Consider the following 22,695-nt stretch of genomic DNA (forward strand, 5'->3'; position numbering starts at 1 on the left):
ATTTTTTGATCTGCCACAGGTAACCGGGAATTAATGCCCTTTTATGGGCAAATGAACATTGCCGGCCCTGCCATCGTCGGTTAATACAATAGCCTTATCAGGTGAAGGGTAAATGTCAGGGATACTATGAACCGATTTATTGTGGCGGACAGCCAAAAATGCATTGGATGCCGCGCATGTGAAGTAGCCTGCGTCATGGCGCATAACGGTGAAGCGCACGTCCTGGCGACGGCGCGCTTCCAGCCGCGGATCACCGTGGTAAAAAATGACACACAGCGCAGTGCGGTCACTTGCCATCATTGTGAAGACGCGCCCTGCGCGCGTAGCTGCCCGAATGGCGCCATCAGCCTGCGCAATGACAGCGTGCAGGTGAATCAGGAAAAGTGCATCGGCTGTAAATCCTGCGTGGTGGCCTGCCCGTTCGGCACGATGCAAATGGTGGTGACACCGGTCGCTGCCGGCAAAGTGAAAGCCAGCGCGCACAAGTGCGATCTCTGTATTGATCGCGAAAACGGTCCAGCCTGCGTAGAGAATTGCCCGGCGAATGCCCTACAGATCTTCAGCGATGACGCACTGACCACACTCTCACGCCAGCGTCGTTTGCGGGCGGCGCGTCAGGAAACGCAGGCCTGGCATGCCGATGCGCCCGTAACGCCCGCAGTTGCTTGCGTCACACTCGCTGAAAAAATGGCGAAAACAGCCGCCCGTTTTGAGCCGGACAAACTCGACCTGGCGTCGCGCAAAACCGGTTTTTCCGAAATCTACCTGCCGTTTCGCGCGGAACAGGCCCGGCAGGCGGCGCAGCGCTGCCTGAAATGCGGCGAGCACAGCGTCTGCGAATGGACCTGCCCGCTGCATAACCATATTCCCCAGTGGGTTGAGCGGGTGAAAGCCGGTGATATCGACGGCGCGGTGGTGCTGTCTCACCAGACCAACTGTCTGCCGGAGATTACCGGGCGTGTCTGCCCGCAGGACCGGCTCTGTGAAGGTGCCTGTACGCTGCGTGATACGTATGGCGCGGTATCGGTTGGCAACATCGAACGTTACATTTCCGATCAGGCGCTGGCGAAAGGCTGGCGGCCCGACCTTTCCCACGTCACCGCGACGGGCAAGCGGGTGGCGATTATCGGCGCGGGACCGGCGGGACTGGCCTGTGCCGATCTGCTGGTGCGTCACGGCGTCGAACCGGTGGTGTTCGATCGCCACCCGGAAATCGGCGGGCTGCTGACTTTTGGCATTCCGGCCTTCAAACTCGACAAATCCCTGCTGGCCCGCCGCCGCGAGATTTTCAGCCAGATGGGCGTGCGCTTTGAGCTGAACTGCGAAATTGGTCATGACATCCCGCTGCAGACGTTGCTGGACGACTACGACGCCGTGTTCGTCGGCGCGGGCACCTACCGCTCAATGAAAGCGGATCTGCCAAACGAAGACGCGCCCGGCGTGTATGACGCGCTGCCGTTCCTGATCGCCAACACCAAACGGGTGATGGGCCTTGAGGCGCTACCGGACGAACCGTACATCAACACCGCTGGGTTGAATGTCGTCGTGCTGGGCGGGGGCGACACGGCGATGGACTGCGTGCGTACCGCGTTGCGTCACGGCGCCAGTAAAGTGACCTGCGCCTACCGCCGCGATGAAGCCAATATGCCTGGCTCGAAAAAAGAGGTGAAAAACGCCCGCGAAGAGGGGGCGGAATTTGAATTTAACGTTCAGCCAGTGACGCTCGAACTGGACGACGACGGGCAGGTGTGCGGCGTTAAACTGCTGCGTACCCGCATGGGTGAGCCGGACGCCAAAGGGCGTCGTCGCCCGGTGCCCATCGACGGCAGCGAGTTTGTGATGCCCGCCGATGCGGTGATCATGGCGTTTGGTTTTCATCCGCACGGTATGCCGTGGCTGGAACGGCAGGGCGTGCAGGTTGATGACTGGGGCCGCATTGCGGCAAATGTTGAAAGTCGTTATCCCTATCAGACGACTAATCCGAAAATTTTCGCCGGTGGCGATGCGGTTCGCGGCGCTGATCTGGTGGTGACAGCCATGGCGGAGGGGCGTCACGCGGCGCGTGGCATCCTCGACTGGCTGGAGGTGAAATTCTCTCAGGTGCATTGACGACAAAGGGGTTCCACGGCGTAGTATTGGTAATACCTGTTATCGCTGTGGAACCCTTATGTCGCTCACCATTAATGTCATCAAAGATAAAATCCTTTCTGAAAATTATTTCATTCTGCGCAATATCACTTACGAATTAACCCCGGCGCATGGCGAAACCGTACGGCATAAACGCGAGGTGTACGATCGCGGTAATGGCGCGACCATCCTGCTCTATAACCGTGAAAAGCAAACCGTGGTACTGGTGCGCCAGTTTCGCGTTGCCACATGGGTGAATGGCAACGAAGACGGCATGCTGATTGAAACCTGCGCGGGCCTGCTGGACGATGACGAGCCGGAAGTCTGCATTCGCAAAGAGGCTGTCGAAGAGACCGGTTTTGCCGTGGGTGAGGTGCAGAAGCTGTTTGAGCTGTATATGTCGCCTGGCGGCGTGACGGAGCTGATCCATTTCTACATTGCGGAATATCACGAAGGCCTGCGGGCGAATGCCGGTGGTGGTGTTGAAGACGAAGCCATTGAAGTGCTGGAAATTCCGTTTGCCCAGGCATTGCAGATGGTGAGGAGCGGCGAAATTCGCGATGGTAAAGCGGTGATTCTGCTGCAATATTTACAAAATTCATCTCTAATGTATTGATTTTTATACTGAAAACAACCCTGTTTTTGCACGGATCTATCCGATAAATCCGATTGAGTGCTACCGCTTCGCCAGTGAAGATACTGTCTCTGTCTGTTGATGCTTTTTTCTCCTGGGGTCGTGCCGTCCATGCGTCATCACGTTTTCCTCTTTTTGTTCTTCGGTCTGCTGCCGACGTCATTGACGTGGGCGGCGCCGGCGCAGCAGGTATTTACCGACTGGCAGGTGACCTGCAATAACCAGAATTTCTGCGTGACGCGCAATATCGGATTACACCACGGGCTGGTCATGACCCTGAGCCGCAGTGCAGGGGCGCGCACTGACGCGACGCTGCGTATCGAACTGGGCGGGCTCGACGAACCGCCCGCCACGGTGTCTGCCATTGCCTCCCGACTCATGCTCGACGGTAAACCGCTCAAACCGGGCGGCGAACACTGGCAAATGACGCCCTGGCAACTCACTACCGGCGATAGCGCCGCTATTAACGCTTTTCTGCAGCATGTGCAGGACGGGCAGGCGATCACGCTGGATAAAGGCCTGCAGGCCATCTCTCTGCAGGGGCTGAAAGCCGCGCTGCTGTTTATCGACAGTCAACAAAAGCGCGTGGGCAGCGAAACCGCCTGGATCCGCAAGGGTGACGATCCGCCGCTCAGCGTACCGCCCGCGCCTGCGCTGAAGAGCGTGGCGGTGGTGAACCCCACACCGACGCCGCTCACGCGTGAAGAGAGTAATGATCTGATGGATTACGGTAGCTGGCGAATGAACAACAGCCAGTGCTCGCTTGACCCGATGCGGCGTGAAGTGTGGGTAACGGCGCTGACCGATGACAAAGCGCTGATGATGTTAAGCTGTGAATCCGGCGCTTATAACACCATTTACCGCGCGTGGTTCGTCTCCCGCCAGAAACCCTTTGCTTCGCAACCGGTCCGGTTGCGTCTGCCGTTCCAGCCCGCCAGCGAGACGCGCGACGTTGAACTGGTCAACGCCTCGTTTGATATTAAAAGCCGTGAACTGGTGACGCTGGATAAGGCACGCGGGCTGGGCGACTGCGGCGTGACGACACGCTGGCGCTATGATGGCCAGCGTTTTCGTCTGGTCCGCTATGCCGAACAGCCCGAATGTGATGAGTGGCAGGGGCCAGATGCCTGGCCCACGCTGTGGATCACCCGTTAAGCACTTTTTTCGCTTTCGCGATCACGTTTTCTACGGTAAAGCCGAAGAAGGGGAAGAGCTTGTCGGCGGGTGCCGATTCGCCATACCCCGTCATGCCGACAATCGCACCTTTCAGGCCGACATATTTATACCAGTAATCGACAATCCCCGCCTCGACCGCAACACGGGCGCTGACGTTTGACGGCAATACCGACTCACGATACGCCTCGTCCTGCGCGTCAAACACGTTGGTTGAGGGGAGCGACACCACGCGCACATTCACCCCTTCGGCACGCAGTTTTTCAGCCGCCAGCACAGTGATCTCCACTTCCGAACCCGTGGCAATCAGAATGATGTCTGGCTTGCCGCCAGCATCTTTCAGCACATAGCCGCCACGCGCAATGTCCTGCACCTGTTCCGGCGTGCGTTCCATCTGGGTAAGGTTTTGCCGCGACAGGATCAGCGCCGTGGGACCGTCGTGTCGTTCCACCGCCGCTTTCCAGGCCACCGCCGTTTCAACCTGATCACAGGGGCGCCAGGTGCTGAAATTCGGTGTCATGCGCAGGCTGGCGAGTTGTTCCACCGCCTGGTGCGTCGGGCCATCTTCGCCGAGTCCGATGGAGTCATGGGTATACACCATAATCTGCCGCGCTTTCATCAGTGCAGCCATGCGGGCGGCGTTACGGGCATATTCAACGAACATCAGGAACGTCGCGGTATACGGGACAAAACCACCGTGATGAGCGATGCCGTTGGCGATAGCCGTCATTCCGAATTCGCGTACGCCGTAGTGGATGTAGTTGCCGGCGGGATCGTCCTTCAGCGAGACGGAATTTTTCCAGATGGTCAGGTTGCTGGGCGCCAGGTCCGCCGAGCCACCAAGCAGTTCCGGTAGCAGCGGGCCGTAGGTGTTAAGGGCGTTTTGCGACGCTTTACGACTGGCGATTTTTGCCGGTTCCGATTGCATCTTCTCAATGTACGTCTGCACCGTTTGCGACCAGTTTTCCGGCAGTCCGCCACTCATGCGGCGTGTAAATTCCGCAGCCAGTTCCGGATATGCTTTTTCGTAAGCGGCCAGTTTCTCTTTCCACGCCTGCTGGGCTTTTTCGCCTTTTTCCTGTGCGTTCCAGCCCTGATAGATCTCTTTAGGAATTTCAAACGCCGGGTATTTCCAGCCCAGTTTCTGCCGCGCCAGCGCTACCTCTTCCTCACCGAGCGCCGCGCCGTGCGCCTCTTCTTTACCGGCTTTATTCGGCGCGCCAAAACCGATGACGGTCCGGCAGATAATCAGCGAAGGCTTATCTTTCACGCTCTGCGCTTCCAGAATTGCTTTTTTTACCGCCTCCGGATCGTGGCCGTCCACATCGTTGACCACATGCCAGTGATAAGCCTCAAAACGTTTTGCCGTGTCGTCGGTAAACCAGCCTTTGGTTTCGCCATCGATCGAAATGCCGTTGCTGTCGTAAAAGCCGATAAGCTTACCCAACCCCAGCGTACCGGCGAGGGAACTGACTTCATGGGAAATGCCTTCCATCAGGCAACCATCGCCCATAAAGACCCAGGTGTAGTGATCGACAATGTCATGACCCGGACGGTTAAACTGCGCCGCCAGTGTGCGTTCGGCGATAGCCAGCCCGACGGCGTTCGCCAGCCCCTGGCCGAGCGGACCGGTGGTGGTTTCCACGCCCGGTGTATAACCCAGCTCCGGGTGGCCCGGTGTTTTTGAATGCAACTGGCGGAAATTTTTCAGCTCTTCCATCGGCAGGTCATAACCGGTCAGATGCAGCAGACTGTACAACAGCATTGAGGCGTGGCCATTGGAAAGAATAAAGCGGTCACGGTCGTACCAGTGGGGATCGGTGGGATTGTGTTTGAGAAAGTCGTTCCACAGGACTTCGGCGATATCTGCCATGCCCATCGGTGCGCCCGGGTGGCCGGAATTGGCCTTCTGGACGGCATCCATACTTAAGGCGCGAATCGCGTTTGCAAGCTCTCTTCGGGACATAATTCACTCCGTCGCTTTGGTTTAAATTAGCGGTAAACCAGACAAAAAGCATAGCAGACGGGGCTGGCAATGCGGCTGAGACCCGGTAACATAGATAATCAAAATTAATAACAAGCAAACGTTTCTTTCAACAAGTATGGCGGCCATCAAAGTTTACGAATCCGGCAGGAGAGATACTCGGGCGTCAGTCGAGGAGACGAAACAGCGCATTTCCAACCAAGAAAACGATACGTGAAAGGAAAATCTAATGGATGACCAGTTGAAACAAAGTGCCCTTGATTTCCACGAGTTTCCGGTTCCGGGGAAAATTCAGGTCTCACCGACCAAACCCCTCGCCACGCAGCGCGATCTGGCGCTGGCTTATTCGCCGGGTGTGGCAGCACCGTGTCTGGAAATCGAAAAAGATCCGCTGAAGGCCTACAAATATACAGCGCGCGGCAATCTGGTTGCAGTCGTGTCCAACGGCACGGCCGTCCTGGGACTCGGTAACATCGGCGCGCTCGCGGGCAAGCCGGTCATGGAAGGAAAGGGTGTCCTGTTCAAGAAATTTGCCGGTATCGACGTCTTCGATATCGAAGTCGATGAGCTGGATCCTGACAAGTTTATTAACGTTGTTGCCGCCCTCGAACCCACCTTTGGCGGGATTAACCTCGAAGACATCAAAGCGCCAGAATGTTTTTATATCGAGCAGAAATTGCGCGAGCGCATGAATATTCCGGTTTTCCATGATGATCAGCACGGAACCGCGATCATCAGCACCGCCGCCATTCTTAACGGCCTGCGTGTGGTCGAGAAAAAACTCTCTGACGTTCGCATGGTGGTATCCGGCGCTGGCGCCGCGGCGATCGCCTGTATGAACCTGCTGGTGGCGCTGGGTATGCAGAAACACAACATTGTGGTCTGCGATTCCAAAGGCGTGATTTACAAGAACCGCGAACCGAATATGGCTGAAACCAAAGCGGCTTATGCGGTGGAAGATAACGGTAAACGTACCCTCGACGACGTTATCGAAAATGCGGACATTTTCCTCGGTTGTTCGGGTCCGCGCGTACTGACGCCGGAAATGGTCAAGAAAATGGCCCGTGCACCGCTGATCCTGGCGCTGGCAAACCCGGAGCCGGAAATCCTGCCGCATCTGGCGAAAGAAGTCCGTCCAGACGCCATTATCTGCACCGGCCGTTCTGATTACCCGAACCAGGTGAACAACGTGCTGTGCTTCCCGTTCATTTTCCGTGGTGCACTGGACGTTGGCGCCACGGCGATCAACGAAGAGATGAAGCTGGCGGCAGTTCATGCTATCGCCGATCTGGCCCATGCCGAGCAGAGTGAAGTAGTGGCGTCAGCGTATGCAGACCAGGATCTGAGCTTCGGCCCGGAATACCTGATCCCGAAACCGTTCGACCCGCGTCTGATTGTCAAAATCGCACCGGCGGTGGCGAAAGCGGCGATGGATTCCGGCGTGGCAACACGTCCGATTGCGGACTTCGATGTTTACGTCGATAAGCTCAGCGAATTTGTCTACAAAACTAACCTCTTTATGAAGCCGATTTTCTCGCTGGCGCGCAAAGATCCGAAACGCGTGGTGCTGGCGGAAGGGGAAGACAGCCGCGTACTGCATGCCACGCAGGAGCTGATCACTCTCGGTCTGGCGAAACCGATCCTCATCGGCCGCCCGAGTGTGATCGAAATGCGCATTCAGAAACTCGGTCTGCAGATCAAACCGGGTGTTGATTTTGAGATCGTCAACAACGAGTCTGACCCGCGCTTTAAAGAGTACTGGAGCGAGTATTACCAGCTCATGAAGCGCCGCGGCGTTTCGCAGGAGCAGGCGCAACGCGTGGTGATCAGCAACAGCACTGTGATTGGCGCGCTGATGGTATTACGTGGCGAAGCTGATTCGCTGATCTGCGGCACTATCGGGGATTATCACGAGCACTTCAGCGTGATCCAACAGCTGTTTGGCTATCGTGACGGGATCCACACCGCGGGGGCAATGAACGCGCTGTTGCTGCCAAGCGGCAATACCTTCATTGCCGACACCTACGTCAACGACGATCCAACGCCGGAACAACTGGCTGAAATCGCGCTGATGGCGGCGGAAACCGTGCGTCGCTTTGGTATTGAACCGCGTGTGGCGCTGTTGTCGCACTCGAACTTCGGTACCTCAGATTGCCCGGCATCGCTGAAAATGCGTAAAACGCTGGCGCTGGTGCGCGAACGGGCGCCGGATCTGATGATCGACGGCGAAATGCATGGCGATGCGGCGCTGGTCGAGAGCATCCGCAACGAGCGTATGCCGGACAGCCCGCTGAAAGGCTCCGCCAATATTCTGGTGATGCCAAACATGGAAGCGGCGCGTATCAGTTATAACCTGTTACGCGTCTCCAGTTCAGAAGGGGTGACCGTCGGGCCGGTACTGATGGGCGTGGCGAAACCGGTGCATGTGCTGACGCCGATTGCCTCGGTTCGCCGTATCGTGAATATGGTGGCGCTGGCGGTGGTGGAAGCGCAGACCCAGCCGCTGTAATTCGCGGTGTCAGATCCAGTCGCGAACTTTCAGAAACTCACTTAAGGCAGCCTCCGGGCTGCCTTTTTCGGGTTCATAGTTGTACTCCCAACGCACCAGCGGCGGCATCGACATTAAAATCGATTCCGTGCGGCCGCCGGTCTGCAAACCAAACAGCGTACCTCTGTCCCACACCAGATTAAATTCAACGTAGCGCCCACGGCGGTAGAGCTGGAACTCACGTTCACGTTCGCCAAAAGGCATCGCTTTACGACGTTCAACAATGGGCAGATACGCGTCGGTAAACCCGTTGCCAACCGCCTGCATAAACGCAAAGCAGTGGTCGAAATCCGGCGTATTGAGATCGTCAAAAAACAGTCCGCCGATACCGCGTTGTTCATCGCGATGCTTCAGCCAGAAATAGTCGTCGCACCACTTTTTGTAGCGCGGATAGACCTCGTCGCCAAACGGCAGACAGAGATCGCGGGCGGTAGTGTGCCAGTGAACGGCGTCTTCGTCGAAACCGTAAAAGGGTGTCAGATCGAAACCGCCGCCGAACCACCAGACCGGATCCGCGCCTGGTTTCTCGGCGATGAAAAAGCGCACGTTGGCATGGCTGGTGGGGACGTACGGATTATACGGATGGATAACCAGCGACACGCCCATCGCCTCAAAGCTGCGTCCGGCAAGTTCAGGACGATGCGCGGTGGCGGAAGCGGGCATCGCGTCGCCATGAACATGAGAGAAATTGACGCCAGCCTGCTCGAACACGCCGCCGTTACGCAACACGCGGCTGCGACCGCCGCCGCCCGCGGCGCGCTGCCAGAGATCTTCAGTAAACCCGCTGCCGTCTGTGGCTGAAAGCTGTTGACAGAGCGTGTCCTGCAACGTCAGCAGAACGGTTTTTACCTGTTGGGCGTCTGGTTTCATTATCGTCTCTTCACATGGGCTTTCTGGTTATCAAACCAGTGAAAATAGCTGATGATGCCTGACGCAATGGCATTAGCAATCTTCTGGCGAAACGCCGTGGTGCCCAGCAACTTTTCTTCATTCGGATTGGTGATGAATGAGGTTTCTACCAGCACCGACGGCACAGAGGGGGATTTCAGCACCACAAAGGCCGCCTGTTCCGTGTTGCGGCTGTGCAACCGGTGTACTGGCTTAATCTTCTTCAGTATATGCGAGCCGAGCGTCAGGCTGTTTTTAATCGTATCGGTTTGCACCAGATCGAACAGCACTTGCTGCAACAGGTGATCCTTATCAAGTGCTTTTTTGCCCGCCAGCTGGTCAACGGCGTTCTCACGCTCGGAAAGGTATTTCGCCATCGCGCTACTCGCGCCGCGGTTGGACAGGGCGAACACCGACGCTCCGGCCGCGCTGGGGTTGGTAAAACCGTCGGCATGGATCGACATAAACAGATCCGCACCGTGTTTATGGGCAATCTCAACGCGATCATAAAGCGGAATGAACGTGTCGCCGGTACGCGTTAAACGGGCATCAATGCCATTTTTGAGCAGGATAGAACGCACGTTTTTGGCAATCGCCAGTACGACATGCTTCTCTTTTGAGCCATTATGCCCGATAGCGCCGGTATCAATGCCGCCATGACCGGGATCAAGCACGACAACGCGCTTTGATCCGGCTTTTTTGGCGGCGGGTTTACTGTGACTGTTGCTGGTTTTCAGTGGTGCTTCTTTCGCGGCGACGGCGTTGGCGATCCCTGATAACGTTAATGCGGCCAGCCCGGCTTTCAGCACCTGGCGGCGCGAAGCGAGTGTTTTTAAAGGTTTAAAAGTGCTCATGCTGCCTGAGTTGTGAAAATAATAGTCCTGATGTTATATCGTATCGCGTATTCCGTTACGACTGTTCATAATGAGAATTGTTTTACTTTTCATTTCAATACGTGACAAACGGCCTATTATGCCATTTTTTTGCGCGGCTGGCGTTGGATATTGGCTGATTCGGCGGTTCGCGCCATAATCACAGTTTTTAGACCATAAAAGGGCAGGTAAAACCATGGAGATACGGGTTTTTCGCCAGGAAGATTTCGAAGAGGTCATCACCCTGTGGGAGCGCTGCGATCTCCTGCGTCCGTGGAACGATCCTGAAATGGATATCGAACGTAAAGTGAATCACGACGTCAGCCTGTTTCTGGTCGCCGAAGTGAATGGCGAAGTGGTGGGCAGTATTATGGGGGGGTATGACGGCCATCGTGGTTCGGCCTATTACCTCGGCGTGCACCCGGAATATCGCGGTCGTGGTATCGCCAACGCGCTGCTGAATCGCCTTGAGAAAAAACTCATTGCCCGCGGTTGCCCGAAGATTCAGATCCTGGTACGCGACGATAACGACATGGTGCTGGGAATGTATGAGCGTCTCGGGTATGAGCACGGCGACGTGGAGGTTCTGGGTAAGCGCCTGATTGAAGATGAAGAGTATTGATTTTCTGCCCTCCGATTACGACAGCCACGGTCGTCTGCGGCTGCCGGTGTTGTACTGGGGCATTCTGCTTCTCCAGGCGCGCACCTGGGTGTTGTTCGTGATGGCCGGGGCGTCGCGCCAGCAGGGCGATACGCTGCTGAACCTGTTCTACCCTGACCATGACAATTTCTGGCTGGGGCTTCTGCCCGGCATTCCTGCGGTACTCGCCTTTCTGCTCAGCGGTCGCCGCCATCAGTTTCCCCGGCTTTGGCGGGGGATCTACGGGCTGTTGATTCTTGCCCAACTGGCGCTGCTGCTCTGGCAACCGCTGCTGTGGTGGCAGGGCGACGCGTTGTCCGGTGTTGGCCTGACGCTGGTGATCCTCGATGGTTTTGCGCTGTGGTGGCTGCTTTCCAGCCGCCGTTTACGCGCCTGTTTTGCTGCTAACGGCACTTTTTAACGTATACGAACTCCAACTGACGTTGAATCGACAAGAAAGGATTTGTGAATGAAATCATTACGTTTACTGCTCTGTGTATTTCCCCTGGCGCTGACCGGCTGCTCTACGCTCGGCTCAGTGAACTGGTCGGCGGCTTACCCGTGGAACTGGTTCGGTTCTTCAACGGCGGTGACGGAGCAGGGCGTCGGTAAACTGACAGCGGCAACACCGCTGGATGAAAACGCCGTCAATGAGGCGCTCGATGGCGACTACCGCGTACGCAGCGGTATGAAAACCGCCAATGGCGGCATCGTGCGTTATTTTGAAGCGCTGAAAGATGACAAGGTGGCGCTGGTGATCAACGGCGAATCCGGCACTGTCAGCCGCATCGATGTCCAGGACAGCGGCATCGCGTCGGCAGAGGGGGTTAACGTCGGGACGCCATTCGGCGAGGTGTTTGATAAAGCCTACGGTAACTGCCAGAAAGCGACCGGTGATGACAGCGCAGGCGTCGAATGTAAAGCCAAAGGCAGCCTGCATATCAGCTATCTCTTTAGCGGTGAGTGGAGCGGCCCGGAGGATTTAATGCCGTCTGACGACACGCTGAAAAACTGGAAAGTCAGCAAAATTATCTGGCGTCGTTAAATTGATCTGATCGATCCGCCTGGACTGCAAAAACAGGTACAATAGCCGCAAACAATGCCACGCTGTCGTGGCATCTTTATTTCAGGAGGAGCGATGTCTCAGGTTCAGAGCGGCATTTTGCCGGAACATTGCCGCGCGGCGATTTGGATTGAAGCCAACGTAAAAGGGGATGTCGACGCCCTGCGCGAGAGCAGCAAACGGTTTGCAGATCAACTGGCGACCTTTCAGGCTAAATTTCCTGATGCGCATCTCGGTGCGGTTGTCGCCTTTGGTCATGATACCTGGCGTACGCTCAGCGGCGGCGTGGGTGCTGAAGAGCTGAAAGATTTCATCCCTTACGGTAAAGGGCTGGCACCGGCGACGCAATATGACGTGCTGATCCACATTCTTTCCCTGCGTCATGACGTGAATTTCTCTGTTGCGCAGGCTGCTGTCGCGGCGTTTGGCGACGCCATCGACGTGAAAGAAGAAATTCACGGCTTCCGCTGGGTTGAAGAGCGCGATCTGAGCGGCTTTATCGACGGCACGGAAAACCCGGCGGGCGAAGAGACGCGTCGTGAAGTAGCCGTCATCAACGACGGCATTGATGCGGGCGGCAGCTACGTGTTTGTTCAGCGTTGGGAGCATAATCTCAAGCAACTGAACCGCATGAGCATTCACGATCAGGAAATGATGATTGGCCGCACCAAAGAAGCCAATGAAGAGATTGATGGCGATGACCGCCCGGTGACGTCGCACCTGACTCGTGTGGATCTCAAAGAAGATGGTAAAGGACTGAAAATTGTCCGTCAGAGCCTGCCGTACGGCACCGCCAGCGGCACACATGGCCTGTACTTCTGCGCCTACTGCGCGCGGCTGTATAACATCGAACAGCAGTTGCTGAGCATGTTTGGCGATACCGATGGCAAGCGCGACGCGATGTTGCGTTTCACCAAACCGGTGACTGGCGGCTACTATTTCGCCCCGTCGTTAGACCGACTGCTGGCGCTGTAAATACGAAGGGGTTGCCGGTCTGGCAGCCCCTTTTACTGTTACAACCATCCCTTATCCTGAAACGTCTGCCGCGTGGCGACGTTAAGGTCGTAGTTAGCAAGCTCTTCCGGTTTCACCCACGCGATTGCCTGAAATTCTTCATTAAATGTCACCTCACGGTTGCGGCTGACGCAGTCAAACATCAGGTACACCATATAGATCTCTTCTTTACTGCCATCGGCGTAAGTTTTGATTCGCACGTCATCGCGGAAGGTCCACGGCGTAATGTGAGTAATCTCCAGTGCGTCGCCCAGCTCTTCGCGGATTTCGCGGCGCAGCGCCTCTTCTATCGTCTCGCCCGGTTCCGTCCCTCCGCCTGACAGCGCCCACTGACCGGGAAACACACCGCGATCGGCCGCCATCTGGCACAGCAAATACTCACCATTATTTTCAATAATCGGACAAACAATAATTCGTTGGCGCATACTTTCCCCGTATGTCATCTTGTTGAGTTATCTCTTGTTATACCACCAGGCAGGATACAAATATGGATTCTTTCTTTTCTCCGACCGCAAATTGTCGTGTTCGCTGGCAGGATCTTCCCGGCAGCGGCGTTCCGCTGGTTTTTGTGCATGGTCTGGGATGCGCCTCGTCATGCGAATACCCTCGCGTGGTGGTGGACAAGGCGTTTGGTGGCAGAAGGGCAATCCTGCTTGATTTGCCGGGCTGCGGATACAGTGAAAAACCGCAGGATTACCACTATTCCATTACTGAGCAGGCCTGCGTAGTGGCTGAACTGGTAGCGCATCTGGGGCTGGAAAGCTGTTTTCTGTATGGCCACAGCATGGGGGGAAGCATCAGCATTGAAGCGGCGGCGCTGCTCGGTGACAAAGTGGCAGGCCTGGTCGTCTCGGAACCGAATTTTCACCCTGGCGGCGGTTTCTTTAGCCGTCAGATCTGCAGCTACAGCGAAGCGGAATTTGTTGAGGTTATCTGCCAGCAACTTGTGGCGCAGGATGACAGCCCCTGGGCCGGAAGCCTGGCGGTCGATGCCCCCTGGGCCGTATGGCGCGGCGCGGCGAGCCTGGTGGCAGGCAGCGACTGGTTTACCCGGTTTGTCGATTTGCCAAAACCAAAACAGCTGATTTTCGGCGAACACTCCCTGCCGGATGACGATTTCTCTCGCCTCGACGCACTCGGCGTCTCCACGGTGGTATTGCCGGAATGCGGGCATTCGATGTCATGGGAAAACCCGACAGCGCTTGCTGCGGCGCTGACTGCGTTTTGTCGTTAAAACTTATGTCCCTTATTCTCTTTTCAACTTCTAAATCACCAAACGGTATATAAAACCGTTACAGCTTTAACCCTGGTTATAAATATGATGATCATAGTGTCGTCACATTTCGATAAGGGTGCGCAATGGTCGTTGTTAAATCACTGAAAAAAGGATATCTGGCGCTGGGCGCGTTGGTGCTGCTGGCAGCACAGGCGCAGGCGACGGAACTGCTCAACAGCTCCTATGATGTTTCACGCGAGCTGTTTGCGGCCCTCAACCCGCCGTTTGAACAGCAGTGGGCGAAAGATAATGGCGGCGACAAGCTGACTATCAAACAATCCCATGCGGGATCTTCGAAACAGGCGCTGGCGATTCTGCAGGGCTTAAAAGCAGACGTTGTAACTTATAACCAGGTGACTGACGTGCAGATCCTGCACGACAAAGGCAAGCTGATCCCGGCCGACTGGCAGACCCGTTTGCCGAACAACAGCTCACCGTTCTACTCCACCATGGCGTTCCTGGTGCGCAAAGGCAACCCGAAGAACATCCATGACTGGAACGATCTGGTACGCCCGGATGTGAAGCTGATTTTCCCGAACCCGAAAACCTCCGGTAACGCGCGTTATACGTATCTGGCCGCGTGGGGTGCGGCGAACAAAGCGGACGGCGGCGACAAAGCCAAAACTGAACAGTTTATGACCCAATTCCTGAAAAACGTGGAAGTGTTTGATACCGGCGGTCGTGGCGCGACGACGACGTTCGTTGAACGTGGGTTGGGCGATGTGCTGATCACCTTCGAATCCGAAGTGAACAACATCCGTAAGCAGTATGAAGCACAGGGTTTTGAAGTTGTGGTGCCGAAAGTAAATATCCTGGCCGAGTTCCCGGTAGCGTGGGTAGATAAAAACGTCAAAGCCAACGGCACAGAGAAAGCGGCAAAAGCCTACCTGAACTGGCTCTACAGCCCGCAGGCGCAGACCATCATTACTGATTATTACTACCGTGTGAATAACCCGGAAGTGATGAGCAAGCTGAAAGATAAATTCCCGCAGACTGAACTTTTCCGCGTGGAAGACCAGTTTGGTGCCTGGCCTGAGGTGATGAAAACCCATTTTGCCAGCGGCGGCGAGCTGGACAAATTGCTGGCGGCGGGGCGTAAGTAATGTTTGCAGTCTCATCCCGGCGTGTGCTGCCGGGCTTTACTTTAAGCCTTGGCACCAGTCTGCTGTATGTCTGCCTGATCCTGCTGTTGCCGCTGAGCGCGCTGGTGATGCAGCTGGCGCAGATGAGCTGGGCGCAGTACTGGGAAGTCATCACCAATCCGCAGGTGGTCGCGGCTTATAAGGTCACGCTGCTGTCGGCGTTTGTCGCTTCGCTGTTTAACGGTGTGTTTGGTTTGCTGATGGCGTGGATTTTAACCCGCTACCGCTTTCCGGGCCGTACACTGCTGGATGCGCTGATGGATCTGCCATTTGCATTACCAACAGCCGTGGCGGGTCTGACGCTGGCCTCGCTGTTCTCTGTTAACGGTTTTTACGGTCAATGGCTGGCGACGTTTGATATCAAAGTGACCTACACCTGGCTCGGCATCGCGGTGGCGATGGCGTTTACCAGCATTCCCTTTGTGGTACGTACCGTACAACCGGTGCTGGAAGATCTGGGGCCCGAATACGAAGAAGCTGCGGAAACGCTGGGCGCCACGCGTCTGCAGAGTTTTCGCAAAGTGGTATTGCCAGAGCTTTCACCGGCGTTGCTGGCGGGGGTGGCATTGTCGTTCACTCGCAGCCTCGGTGAGTTTGGCGCGGTGATTTTTATCGCCGGGAATATCGCATGGAAGACAGAAGTCACCTCGCTGATGATTTTTGTCCGCTTGCAGGAGTTTGACTATCCGGCGGCGAGTGCGATTGCGTCGGTGATCCTCGGCGCCTCGCTGCTGCTGCTGTTTTCCATCAACACCCTGCAAAGTCGTTTTGGTCAACGCGTGGTAGGTCACTAATGGCGGAAGTTACGCAATTGAAACGCTATGACACCCCTCGCATCAACTGGGGGAAATGGTTCCTGATTGGCACTGGCGTGTTGGTTTCGGCCCTCATTCTGCTGGTGCCGATGATTTATATCTTTGTGCAGGCATTCAGCAAAGGGCTGATGCCGGTGCTGCAGAATCTGGCCGACCCGGACATGCTGCATGCCATCTGGCTGACAGTGCTGATCGCGCTGATCACCGTACCGTTCAACCTGGTGTTTGGCACGCTGCTGGCCTGGCTGGTGACGCGCTTTAACTTTCCTGGTCGCCAGTTACTGCTGACGTTACTGGACATCCCGTTTGCCGTGTCGCCGGTGGTGGCGGGGCTGGTCTATCTGCTGTTTTACGGCTCCAACGGTCCGCTGGGCGGCTGGCTTGACGAACATAATCTGCAGATCATGTTTGCCTGGCCGGGTATGGCGCTGGCGACCATTTTTGTCACCTGTCCGTTTGTAGTGCGTGAGCTGGTGCCGGTGATGCTGAGCCAGGGCAGTAACGAAGACGAAGCCGCGGTGCTGCTGGGCGCGTCCGGCTGGCAGATGTTCCGTCGTGTGACGCTGCCGAACATCCGCTGGGCGCTGCTGTACGGCGTGGTGCTGACCAACGCGCGTGCTATCGGTGAGTTTGGCGCAGTGTCGGTGGTTTCCGGTTCGATTCGCGGTGAAACGCTGTCGCTGCCGCTGCAGATTGAATTATTAGAGCAGGATTACAACACGGTCGGCTCATTTACCGCCGCGGCCCTGCTGACGTTGATGGCTATTTTGACCCTGTTTTTGAAGAGTGTGTTGCAGTGGCGCCTGGAAAATCAGGAAAAGCGCGCGCAACAGGAGAAACATCATGAGCATTGAGATTGCCAGTATTAAAAAATCTTTTGGTCGCACCCAGGTGCTGAATGATATCTCCCTCGATATTCCGTCGGGTCAGATGGTGGCGCTGCTCGGGCCGTCCGGCTCCGGCAAGACCACGCTGCTGCGTATTATTGCCGGGCTGGAGCACCAGACCAGCGGGCAGATCCGTTTTCACGGTACCGATGTCAGCCGTCTGCATGCGCGCGACCGCAAAGTAGGATTTGTCTTCCAGCATTACGCGTTGTTCCGCCACATGACGGTATTCGACAATATCGCGTTCGGTCTGACAGTGCTGCCGCGTCGCGAGCGCCCGAATGCGGCGACGATCAAAGCCAAAGTGAGCAAATTGCTGGAGATGGTACAGCTGTCGCATCTGGCGGATCGGTATCCGGCTCAGCTTTCCGGCGGGCAAAAGCAGCGTGTGGCGCTGGCTCGTGCGCTGGCGGTGGAACCGCAAATTCTGCTGCTCGACGAGCCTTTTGGCGCGCTGGATGCACAGGTGCGTAAAGAGTTGCGTCGCTGGCTGCGTCAGTTGCACGAAGAGCTGAAATTCACCAGTGTATTCGTTACCCACGATCAGGAAGAGGCGCTGGAAGTGGCTAACCGGGTGGTGGTGATGAGTCAGGGAAATATCGAACAGGTCGATGTGCCGGATCAGGTCTGGCGCGAGCCGGCGACCCGTTTCGTGCTGGAGTTTATGGGCGAGGTCAATCGCCTGAAAGGCATCGTGCGCGGCGGGCAGTTCCACGTCGGCGCGCATCGCTGGCCGCTGGGTTACACGCCAGCACATCAGGGACCGGTGGACCTGTTCCTGCGCCCCTGGGAGATTGACATCAGCCGTCGTACGAATCTTGATTCGCCGCTGCCGGTCCATGTACTGGAAGCCAGCCCAAAAGGGCACTACATCCAACTGGTGGTACAGCCGCTCGGCTGGTATCCGGATCCGCTGACGGTGGTGATGCAGGACGATGAGGTCCCGCAGCGCGGCGATCGCCTGTTCGTCGGTCTGCAAAATGCCCGTTTGTATAACGGCAACGATCGCATCGAAAATCGCGCGGATCTTGCTCTGGCTGAATCCGCCTGATAGGTTAGGTCTACGTGGTTTTGCCGGGTGGCGCTGCGCTTACCCGGCCTACAATATGATTTCTGTAGGCCCGGTAAGCGAAGCGCCACCGGGCTTTTTATTGGATAGCGCTTTTGAATACATTAGAACACACCATCGGCAATACCCCTCTGGTCAGACTGCAGCGGATGGGGCCGGACAACGGCAGCGAAATTTGGGTCAAACTGGAAGGTAACAACCCGGCAGGGTCGGTAAAAGACCGCGCCGCGTTGTCAATGATCGTTGAGGCGGAAAAGCGTGGCGAGATTAAGCCCGGCGATGTGCTGATCGAAGCGACCAGTGGCAATACCGGCATTGCGCTGGCGATGATTGCCGCCCTGAAAGGCTATCGCATGAAATTGCTGATGCCGGACAACATGAGCCAGGAGCGTCGTGCCGCGATGCGCGCCTATGGCGCCGAGCTGATTCTGGTGTCAAAGGCGCAGGGCATGGAAGGTGCCCGTGATCTGGCGCAGGCGATGGCCGATCGCGGCGAAGGTAAGTTGCTGGATCAGTTCAACAATCCTGATAATCCTTACGCGCATTACACCACTACCGGGCCGGAAATCTGGCAACAAACCGGTGGCCGTATCAGCCATTTTGTTTCCAGCATGGGCACGACCGGCACCATCACCGGTGTTTCACGTTTTCTACGCGAGCAGGCAAAACCCGTCACCATTGTCGGCCTGCAACCGGAAGAGGGGAGCAGCATTCCGGGGATCCGCCGCTGGCCACAAGCCTATATGCCGGGCATCTTCAATGCCGCACTTGTGGACCAGGTACTGGATATTCACCAACGGGAAGCGGAAAATACCATGCGCGAGCTGGCGGTACGCGAAGGGATCTTCTGCGGCGTCAGTTCAGGCGGCGCGGTCGCCGGGGCGCTGAGAGTAGCGACAGCACATCCCGGTGCGGTGGTGGTAGCGATTATTTGCGATCGTGGCGATCGCTACCTTTCCACCGGCGTATTCGGAGAAGAAAGCTACAGCCAGGGGGCAGGTATTTAGACTCATGGAAATGATTTTATTTCGCGACAAGACCCGCGCGCAGCAGGCAGATATTGTCGCCGTGCAGTCTCAGGTGGTTTATGGCAGTGTCGGTAACAGCGTCGCCGTACCGAACATTAAGCTGCATCAGTTGAATGTGCTGGCGGTACCAACGGTGCTGTTCAGCAATACGCCGCATTACGATACCTTTTATGGCGGGGTGATCCCGGATGAGTGGTTCAGCGGCTATCTGGCGGCGCTGGACGAGCGCGATGCGCTACGTCATCTGCAGGCGGTCACGACGGGTTATATGGGCACAGCCAGCCAGATAGCGATTCTGGCAAAGTGGCTGGCCGCGCAGCGGGAGAAGCACCCGCATCTGCTGATTATGGTCGACCCGGTGATTGGCGATACCGACAGCGGGATATACGTCAAACCCGAACTGCCTGATGCTTATCGTGAGTTGCTGTTGCCGCTGGCGCAGGGCATTACGCCAAACGTGTTCGAACTGGAAGTATTAACCGGCAAGCCGTGTCGGGATCTCGATTCTGCCATTGCGGCGGCCAAAGGACTGTTGTCTGACACGCTGAAATGGGTTGCCATCACCAGCGCGCCGGTTAACGACGGCAGTGATCGCATTCATGTCGTAATGGTATCGGCCAGCGGTGTTGCGGTGAGTCATTACCCGCGCGTGGCGGCTGAGCTTAAAGGCACGGGTGATCTGTTCTGTTCGGAACTGGTGAGCAACATCGTGCAGGGAAAGACGCTGGCAGAGGCCGTACAGGCTGCGGGCGACAGGGTAGTGGATGTAATGCGCTACACCCTGGAAAAGGGCTACGACGAACTGATTTTACCGGCTCTCTGAAACGAAAATGGCGCCCGAAGGCGCCATTTTTATTGCTGTGCAGCAAGAAGCAAAAACTTATTTCTTGATGCGGATAACCGGCGTTTCGCCCACGGTTACGCTACCGGACAGTTTGATCAGCTCTTTGATCTCATCCATGTTAGAGATCACAACCGGCGTCAGGGTTGATTTGGCTTTTTCTTCCAGCAGCGGCAGATCGAATTCGATAACCGGATCGCCAACTTTCACGCGCTGACCTTCTTCAGCAATACGCTTGAAGCCTTCGCCTTTCAGTTCAACGGTATCGATACCGAAGTGGACGAACAGCTCAATGCCGCTATCAGATTCAATAGAAAACGCATGGTTGGTTTCAAAAATTTTGCCGATGGTGCCGTCTACAGGCGCAACCATCTTGTTGCCAGTTGGTTTGATAGCAATGCCATCACCAACGATTTTCTCAGCAAAAACAACATCCGGCACATCTTCGATGTTGACGATTTCGCCAGAGAGCGGTGCAACAATCTCAATGGTTCCGGTGTCTTTTTTGTCATCAGAAACCAGAGATTTCAGTTTATCGAACAAACCCATGATCTTCTCCTAAGCAGTAAATTGGGCCGCATCTCGTGGATTAGCAGATTGTTTTTTCTTCAATGAACTTGTTAACCAGCGTCATTAACTCGTCCGTTGTCGGTTGAGCAAGAGCCTGCTCTGCTAACACCTTCGCATCTTCGAAGTTCGTGTTCCGAATAATCTTCTTAATGCGCGGGATGGAAATGGCGCTCATAGAGAATTCGTCCAGACCCATACCCAGCAACAGAAGTGTAGCACGTTCGTCGCCTGCAAGCTCACCACACATGCCGGTCCATTTACCTTCTGCATGAGAAGCATCAATAACTTGCTTGATCAAGTTCAGTACGGACGGTGACATCGGCTGGTAGAGATGTGAAATCATATCATTACCACGGTCAACTGCCAGAGTGTACTGTGTTAAATCATTGGTACCAATACTAAAGAAGTCAACTTCTTTGGCCAGATGACGCGCAATGGTCGCCGCTGCGGGGGTTTCCACCATCACGCCGATCTCAATGCTTTCGTCAAAGGCTTTACTCTCGTCACGCAGTTCCTGTTTGTAAATCTCGATCTCTTTCTTCAGTGCGCGCACTTCTTCAACAGAGATGATCATCGGGAACATAATGCGCAGTTTTCCGAAAGCGGACGCGCGGAGAATAGCGCGAACCTGGTCACGCAGGATCTCTTTACGATCCATGGCGATACGCACGGCACGCCAGCCCAGGAACGGGTTTTCTTCTTTCGGGAAATTCATGTACGGCAGTTCTTTATCACCGCCGATGTCCATGGTACGGACGATAACCGCTTGCGAGCCACAGGCTTCAGCAACGGCTTTGTAGGCGGCAAACTGCTCTTCTTCGGTCGGCAGCGCGTCACGGTCCATGAACAGGAATTCAGTACGATACAGACCCACGCCTTCCGCGCCGTTGCGCTCTGCGCCTTCGACGTCACGCACGGTGCCGATATTGGCACAAACTTCAACCTGATGACCATCCAGCGTAATGGCCGGCAGATCTTTCAGTTTCGCCAGTTCGGCTTTTTCAGTCGCGACTTGCTCCTGAACGGCGCGCAGTTTGTCGATCTCTTCGTTAGTAGGGTTGACGTAAACCTTGTTGTTTACGGCATCCAGAATCAGATAATCGTTGTTTTTCACCTGAGCGGTGACGCTGCCGGTACCCACGATGGCAGGCAGTTCCAGAGAACGCGCCATGATAGAGGTATGCGAGGTACGGCCACCGGCATCAGTGATGAAACCCAGCACCTTTTTCAGGTTCAGCTGTGCGGTTTCAGACGGGGTAAGGTCAGCTGCGACCAGAATGACTTCATTCTGAATCGCGCTCAGGTCAATGATAGCCAGACCGAGAATGTTGCGCAGCAGGCGTTTACCGATGTCACGTACGTCAGCCGCACGTTCTTTCAGGTATTCGTCATCGAGTTCTTCCAGCGCAGTAGCCTGACCTTCAATAACTTCATGAGCCGCTGCATCAGCAGTCATGTGTTTATCTTTAATCAGGGCTATGATTTCCTGCTCCAGCTCCTCATCTTCGAGCAGCATGATATGCCCTTCGAAGATGGCTTCTTTTTCTTCACCGAAAGTTTCACCAGCTTTTGTCTTGATCGCTTCCAGTTGCGCAGATGCCTTAGCACGCCCGTTCAGAAAACGCTCAACTTCCTGGTCAGCCTTGTCGGCAGAAATCTTTTTCCGGTCAATGACGATTTCGTCTTCTTTCAGCAGAAGTGCTTTGCCGAAAGCAATACCCGGGGATGCTAAAATGCCTGAAATCATAACCCTACCTTTACTTGTGACTGATATTTAAAAGAACTCCAGAACTTACTCGAGTTCCGCCATCAGTTTTACCAGATGCTGTACAGCTTTTTGCTCGTCGTCACCTTCTGCGGCGATAGTAACAACAGTGCCCTGGGTCAGACCCAGAGTTTGTAGTTTGAACAGGCTTTTTGCGCTGGCGCTTTTGCCGTTGGAGGTCACAGTGATCTCAGAGGTGAAGCCTTTCGCTTCTTTAACAAACTGAGCAGCAGGGCGGGTGTGCAGACCGTTCGGAGCGGTAATAGTAACTTCTTGCTGGAACATTATATTTCCCCAACTTATAGGTTTAGTGTTGTGGAACTAAAGTCTAGCCTGGCGGCTTGACTTTAGCCTGTATT

At 55.6% G+C, this 22,695-nt stretch carries 22 protein-coding genes; 15 read left to right on the forward strand and 7 right to left on the reverse strand.

Annotated elements, in window-relative coordinates; all coding sequences use genetic code 11:
- The first annotated feature begins 126 nt into the window (after positions 1–126).
- From aegA to QMG90_RS06860, 3 genes are all read left to right on the forward strand, one after another.
- Complete coding sequence (gene aegA / locus QMG90_RS06850) at positions 127–2,109, forward strand: formate-dependent uric acid utilization protein AegA (protein WP_283283122.1); 1,983 nt, start codon at positions 127–129, stop codon at positions 2,107–2,109.
- 58 nt (positions 2,110–2,167) lie between these two features.
- Complete coding sequence (nudK, locus tag QMG90_RS06855) at positions 2,168–2,743, forward strand: GDP-mannose pyrophosphatase NudK (protein ID WP_283283123.1); 576 nt, start codon at positions 2,168–2,170, stop codon at positions 2,741–2,743.
- Between the two features lie 129 nt (positions 2,744–2,872).
- The gene (locus tag QMG90_RS06860) at positions 2,873–3,916 is read left to right on the forward strand and encodes a DUF1176 domain-containing protein (RefSeq protein WP_283283124.1); all 1,044 of its coding nucleotides are present in this window, start codon (positions 2,873–2,875) and stop codon (positions 3,914–3,916) included.
- On the opposite strand, the gene tkt is transcribed toward QMG90_RS06860, so the two are convergent.
- Complete coding sequence (gene tkt, locus QMG90_RS06865) at positions 3,906–5,900, reverse strand: transketolase (RefSeq protein WP_283283125.1); 1,995 nt, start codon at positions 5,898–5,900, stop codon at positions 3,906–3,908. The two genes, QMG90_RS06860 and tkt, sit on opposite strands and share 11 nt — an antisense overlap.
- Before the next feature lie 247 nt (positions 5,901–6,147).
- On the opposite strand from tkt, the gene maeB reads away from it, so the two are divergent.
- Positions 6,148–8,427: an NADP-dependent oxaloacetate-decarboxylating malate dehydrogenase gene (gene maeB / locus QMG90_RS06870; protein ID WP_283283126.1), complete on the forward strand. Its 2,280-nt coding sequence runs from the start codon at positions 6,148–6,150 to the stop codon at positions 8,425–8,427.
- 9 nt (positions 8,428–8,436) lie between these two features.
- Here maeB and hemF read toward each other — a convergent pair whose 3' ends face one another.
- Positions 8,437–9,336: an oxygen-dependent coproporphyrinogen oxidase gene (hemF, locus tag QMG90_RS06875; RefSeq protein WP_283283127.1), complete on the reverse strand. Its 900-nt coding sequence runs from the start codon at positions 9,334–9,336 to the stop codon at positions 8,437–8,439.
- Positions 9,336–10,208, reverse strand: coding sequence for an N-acetylmuramoyl-L-alanine amidase AmiA (amiA, locus tag QMG90_RS06880; protein WP_283283128.1), 873 nt, complete (start codon positions 10,206–10,208; stop codon positions 9,336–9,338). Before amiA ends, hemF begins: the two co-directional genes overlap by 1 nt.
- A gap of 214 nt (positions 10,209–10,422) precedes the next feature.
- Between amiA and QMG90_RS06885 the strand changes: the two genes are divergently transcribed.
- The 4 genes from QMG90_RS06885 to QMG90_RS06900 all read left to right on the forward strand — a co-directional run bounded on the left by QMG90_RS06885 (position 10,423) and on the right by QMG90_RS06900 (position 12,904).
- Entirely contained in the window at positions 10,423–10,848 is a 426-nt protein-coding gene (locus QMG90_RS06885) for a GNAT family acetyltransferase (protein WP_049849540.1), read from the forward strand.
- Entirely contained in the window at positions 10,835–11,287 is a 453-nt protein-coding gene (locus tag QMG90_RS06890; protein WP_283283129.1) for a DUF2919 domain-containing protein, read from the forward strand. The genes QMG90_RS06885 and QMG90_RS06890 overlap by 14 nt, the downstream gene beginning before the upstream one ends.
- A 48-nt stretch (positions 11,288–11,335) precedes the next feature.
- Positions 11,336–11,911 (forward strand): RpoE-regulated lipoprotein, encoded by a 576-nt coding sequence (locus tag QMG90_RS06895; protein ID WP_283283130.1) that lies wholly within the window; start codon positions 11,336–11,338, stop codon positions 11,909–11,911.
- A gap of 93 nt (positions 11,912–12,004) precedes the next feature.
- Complete coding sequence (locus QMG90_RS06900) at positions 12,005–12,904, forward strand: Dyp-type peroxidase (protein WP_283283131.1); 900 nt, start codon at positions 12,005–12,007, stop codon at positions 12,902–12,904.
- Positions 12,905–12,942: 38 nt separating this feature from the next.
- Here the strand turns inward: QMG90_RS06900 and nudI are convergent, their stop codons facing one another.
- The gene (nudI, locus tag QMG90_RS06905; protein WP_283283132.1) at positions 12,943–13,368 is read right to left on the reverse strand and encodes a nucleoside triphosphatase NudI; all 426 of its coding nucleotides are present in this window, start codon (positions 13,366–13,368) and stop codon (positions 12,943–12,945) included.
- Between the two features lie 62 nt (positions 13,369–13,430).
- Here nudI and QMG90_RS06910 point away from each other — a divergent pair, with 62 nt between their 5' ends.
- From QMG90_RS06910 to pdxK, 7 genes are all read left to right on the forward strand, one after another.
- Positions 13,431–14,177 (forward strand): alpha/beta fold hydrolase, encoded by a 747-nt coding sequence (locus tag QMG90_RS06910; protein ID WP_283283133.1) that lies wholly within the window; start codon positions 13,431–13,433, stop codon positions 14,175–14,177.
- Positions 14,178–14,302: 125 nt separating this feature from the next.
- Positions 14,303–15,322 carry a sulfate ABC transporter substrate-binding protein gene (locus QMG90_RS06915; protein WP_283283134.1) on the forward strand — a complete coding sequence of 340 codons (1,020 nt, stop codon included), beginning with the start codon at positions 14,303–14,305 and terminating at the stop codon, positions 15,320–15,322.
- Positions 15,322–16,155, forward strand: coding sequence for a sulfate/thiosulfate ABC transporter permease CysT (gene cysT / locus QMG90_RS06920; protein WP_283283135.1), 834 nt, complete (start codon positions 15,322–15,324; stop codon positions 16,153–16,155). The genes QMG90_RS06915 and cysT overlap by 1 nt, the downstream gene beginning before the upstream one ends.
- Positions 16,155–17,030 (forward strand): sulfate/thiosulfate ABC transporter permease CysW, encoded by an 876-nt coding sequence (gene cysW, locus QMG90_RS06925; RefSeq protein ID WP_283283136.1) that lies wholly within the window; start codon positions 16,155–16,157, stop codon positions 17,028–17,030. Before cysT ends, cysW begins: the two co-directional genes overlap by 1 nt.
- Positions 17,020–18,114: a sulfate/thiosulfate ABC transporter ATP-binding protein CysA gene (cysA, locus tag QMG90_RS06930; RefSeq protein WP_283283137.1), complete on the forward strand. Its 1,095-nt coding sequence runs from the start codon at positions 17,020–17,022 to the stop codon at positions 18,112–18,114. The genes cysW and cysA overlap by 11 nt, the downstream gene beginning before the upstream one ends.
- Before the next feature lie 113 nt (positions 18,115–18,227).
- Complete coding sequence (gene cysM / locus QMG90_RS06935; RefSeq protein WP_283283138.1) at positions 18,228–19,139, forward strand: cysteine synthase CysM; 912 nt, start codon at positions 18,228–18,230, stop codon at positions 19,137–19,139.
- Between the two features lie 4 nt (positions 19,140–19,143).
- On the forward strand, positions 19,144–19,983 hold the full coding sequence (pdxK, locus tag QMG90_RS06940; protein ID WP_283283139.1) for a pyridoxine/pyridoxal/pyridoxamine kinase: 840 nt from the start codon (positions 19,144–19,146) through the stop codon (positions 19,981–19,983).
- 57 nt (positions 19,984–20,040) lie between these two features.
- Here the strand turns inward: pdxK and crr are convergent, their stop codons facing one another.
- Genes crr through ptsH form a run of 3 tightly spaced genes read right to left on the reverse strand, consistent with a single transcriptional unit; the run spans position 20,041 to position 22,621 of the window.
- Positions 20,041–20,550 carry a PTS glucose transporter subunit IIA gene (gene crr / locus QMG90_RS06945; RefSeq protein ID WP_000522253.1) on the reverse strand — a complete coding sequence of 170 codons (510 nt, stop codon included), beginning with the start codon at positions 20,548–20,550 and terminating at the stop codon, positions 20,041–20,043.
- 40 nt (positions 20,551–20,590) lie between these two features.
- A complete protein-coding gene (gene ptsI / locus QMG90_RS06950) occupies positions 20,591–22,318 on the reverse strand; it encodes a phosphoenolpyruvate-protein phosphotransferase PtsI (protein ID WP_283283140.1) in 1,728 nt (575 codons plus the stop codon).
- Positions 22,319–22,363: 45 nt separating this feature from the next.
- Positions 22,364–22,621 (reverse strand): phosphocarrier protein Hpr, encoded by a 258-nt coding sequence (ptsH, locus tag QMG90_RS06955; protein ID WP_038156906.1) that lies wholly within the window; start codon positions 22,619–22,621, stop codon positions 22,364–22,366.
- Positions 22,622–22,695 lie beyond the last annotated feature (74 nt).

Source organism: Trabulsiella odontotermitis (genome assembly GCF_030053895.1).
Lineage (GTDB): Bacteria > Pseudomonadota > Gammaproteobacteria > Enterobacterales > Enterobacteriaceae > Trabulsiella > Trabulsiella odontotermitis_C.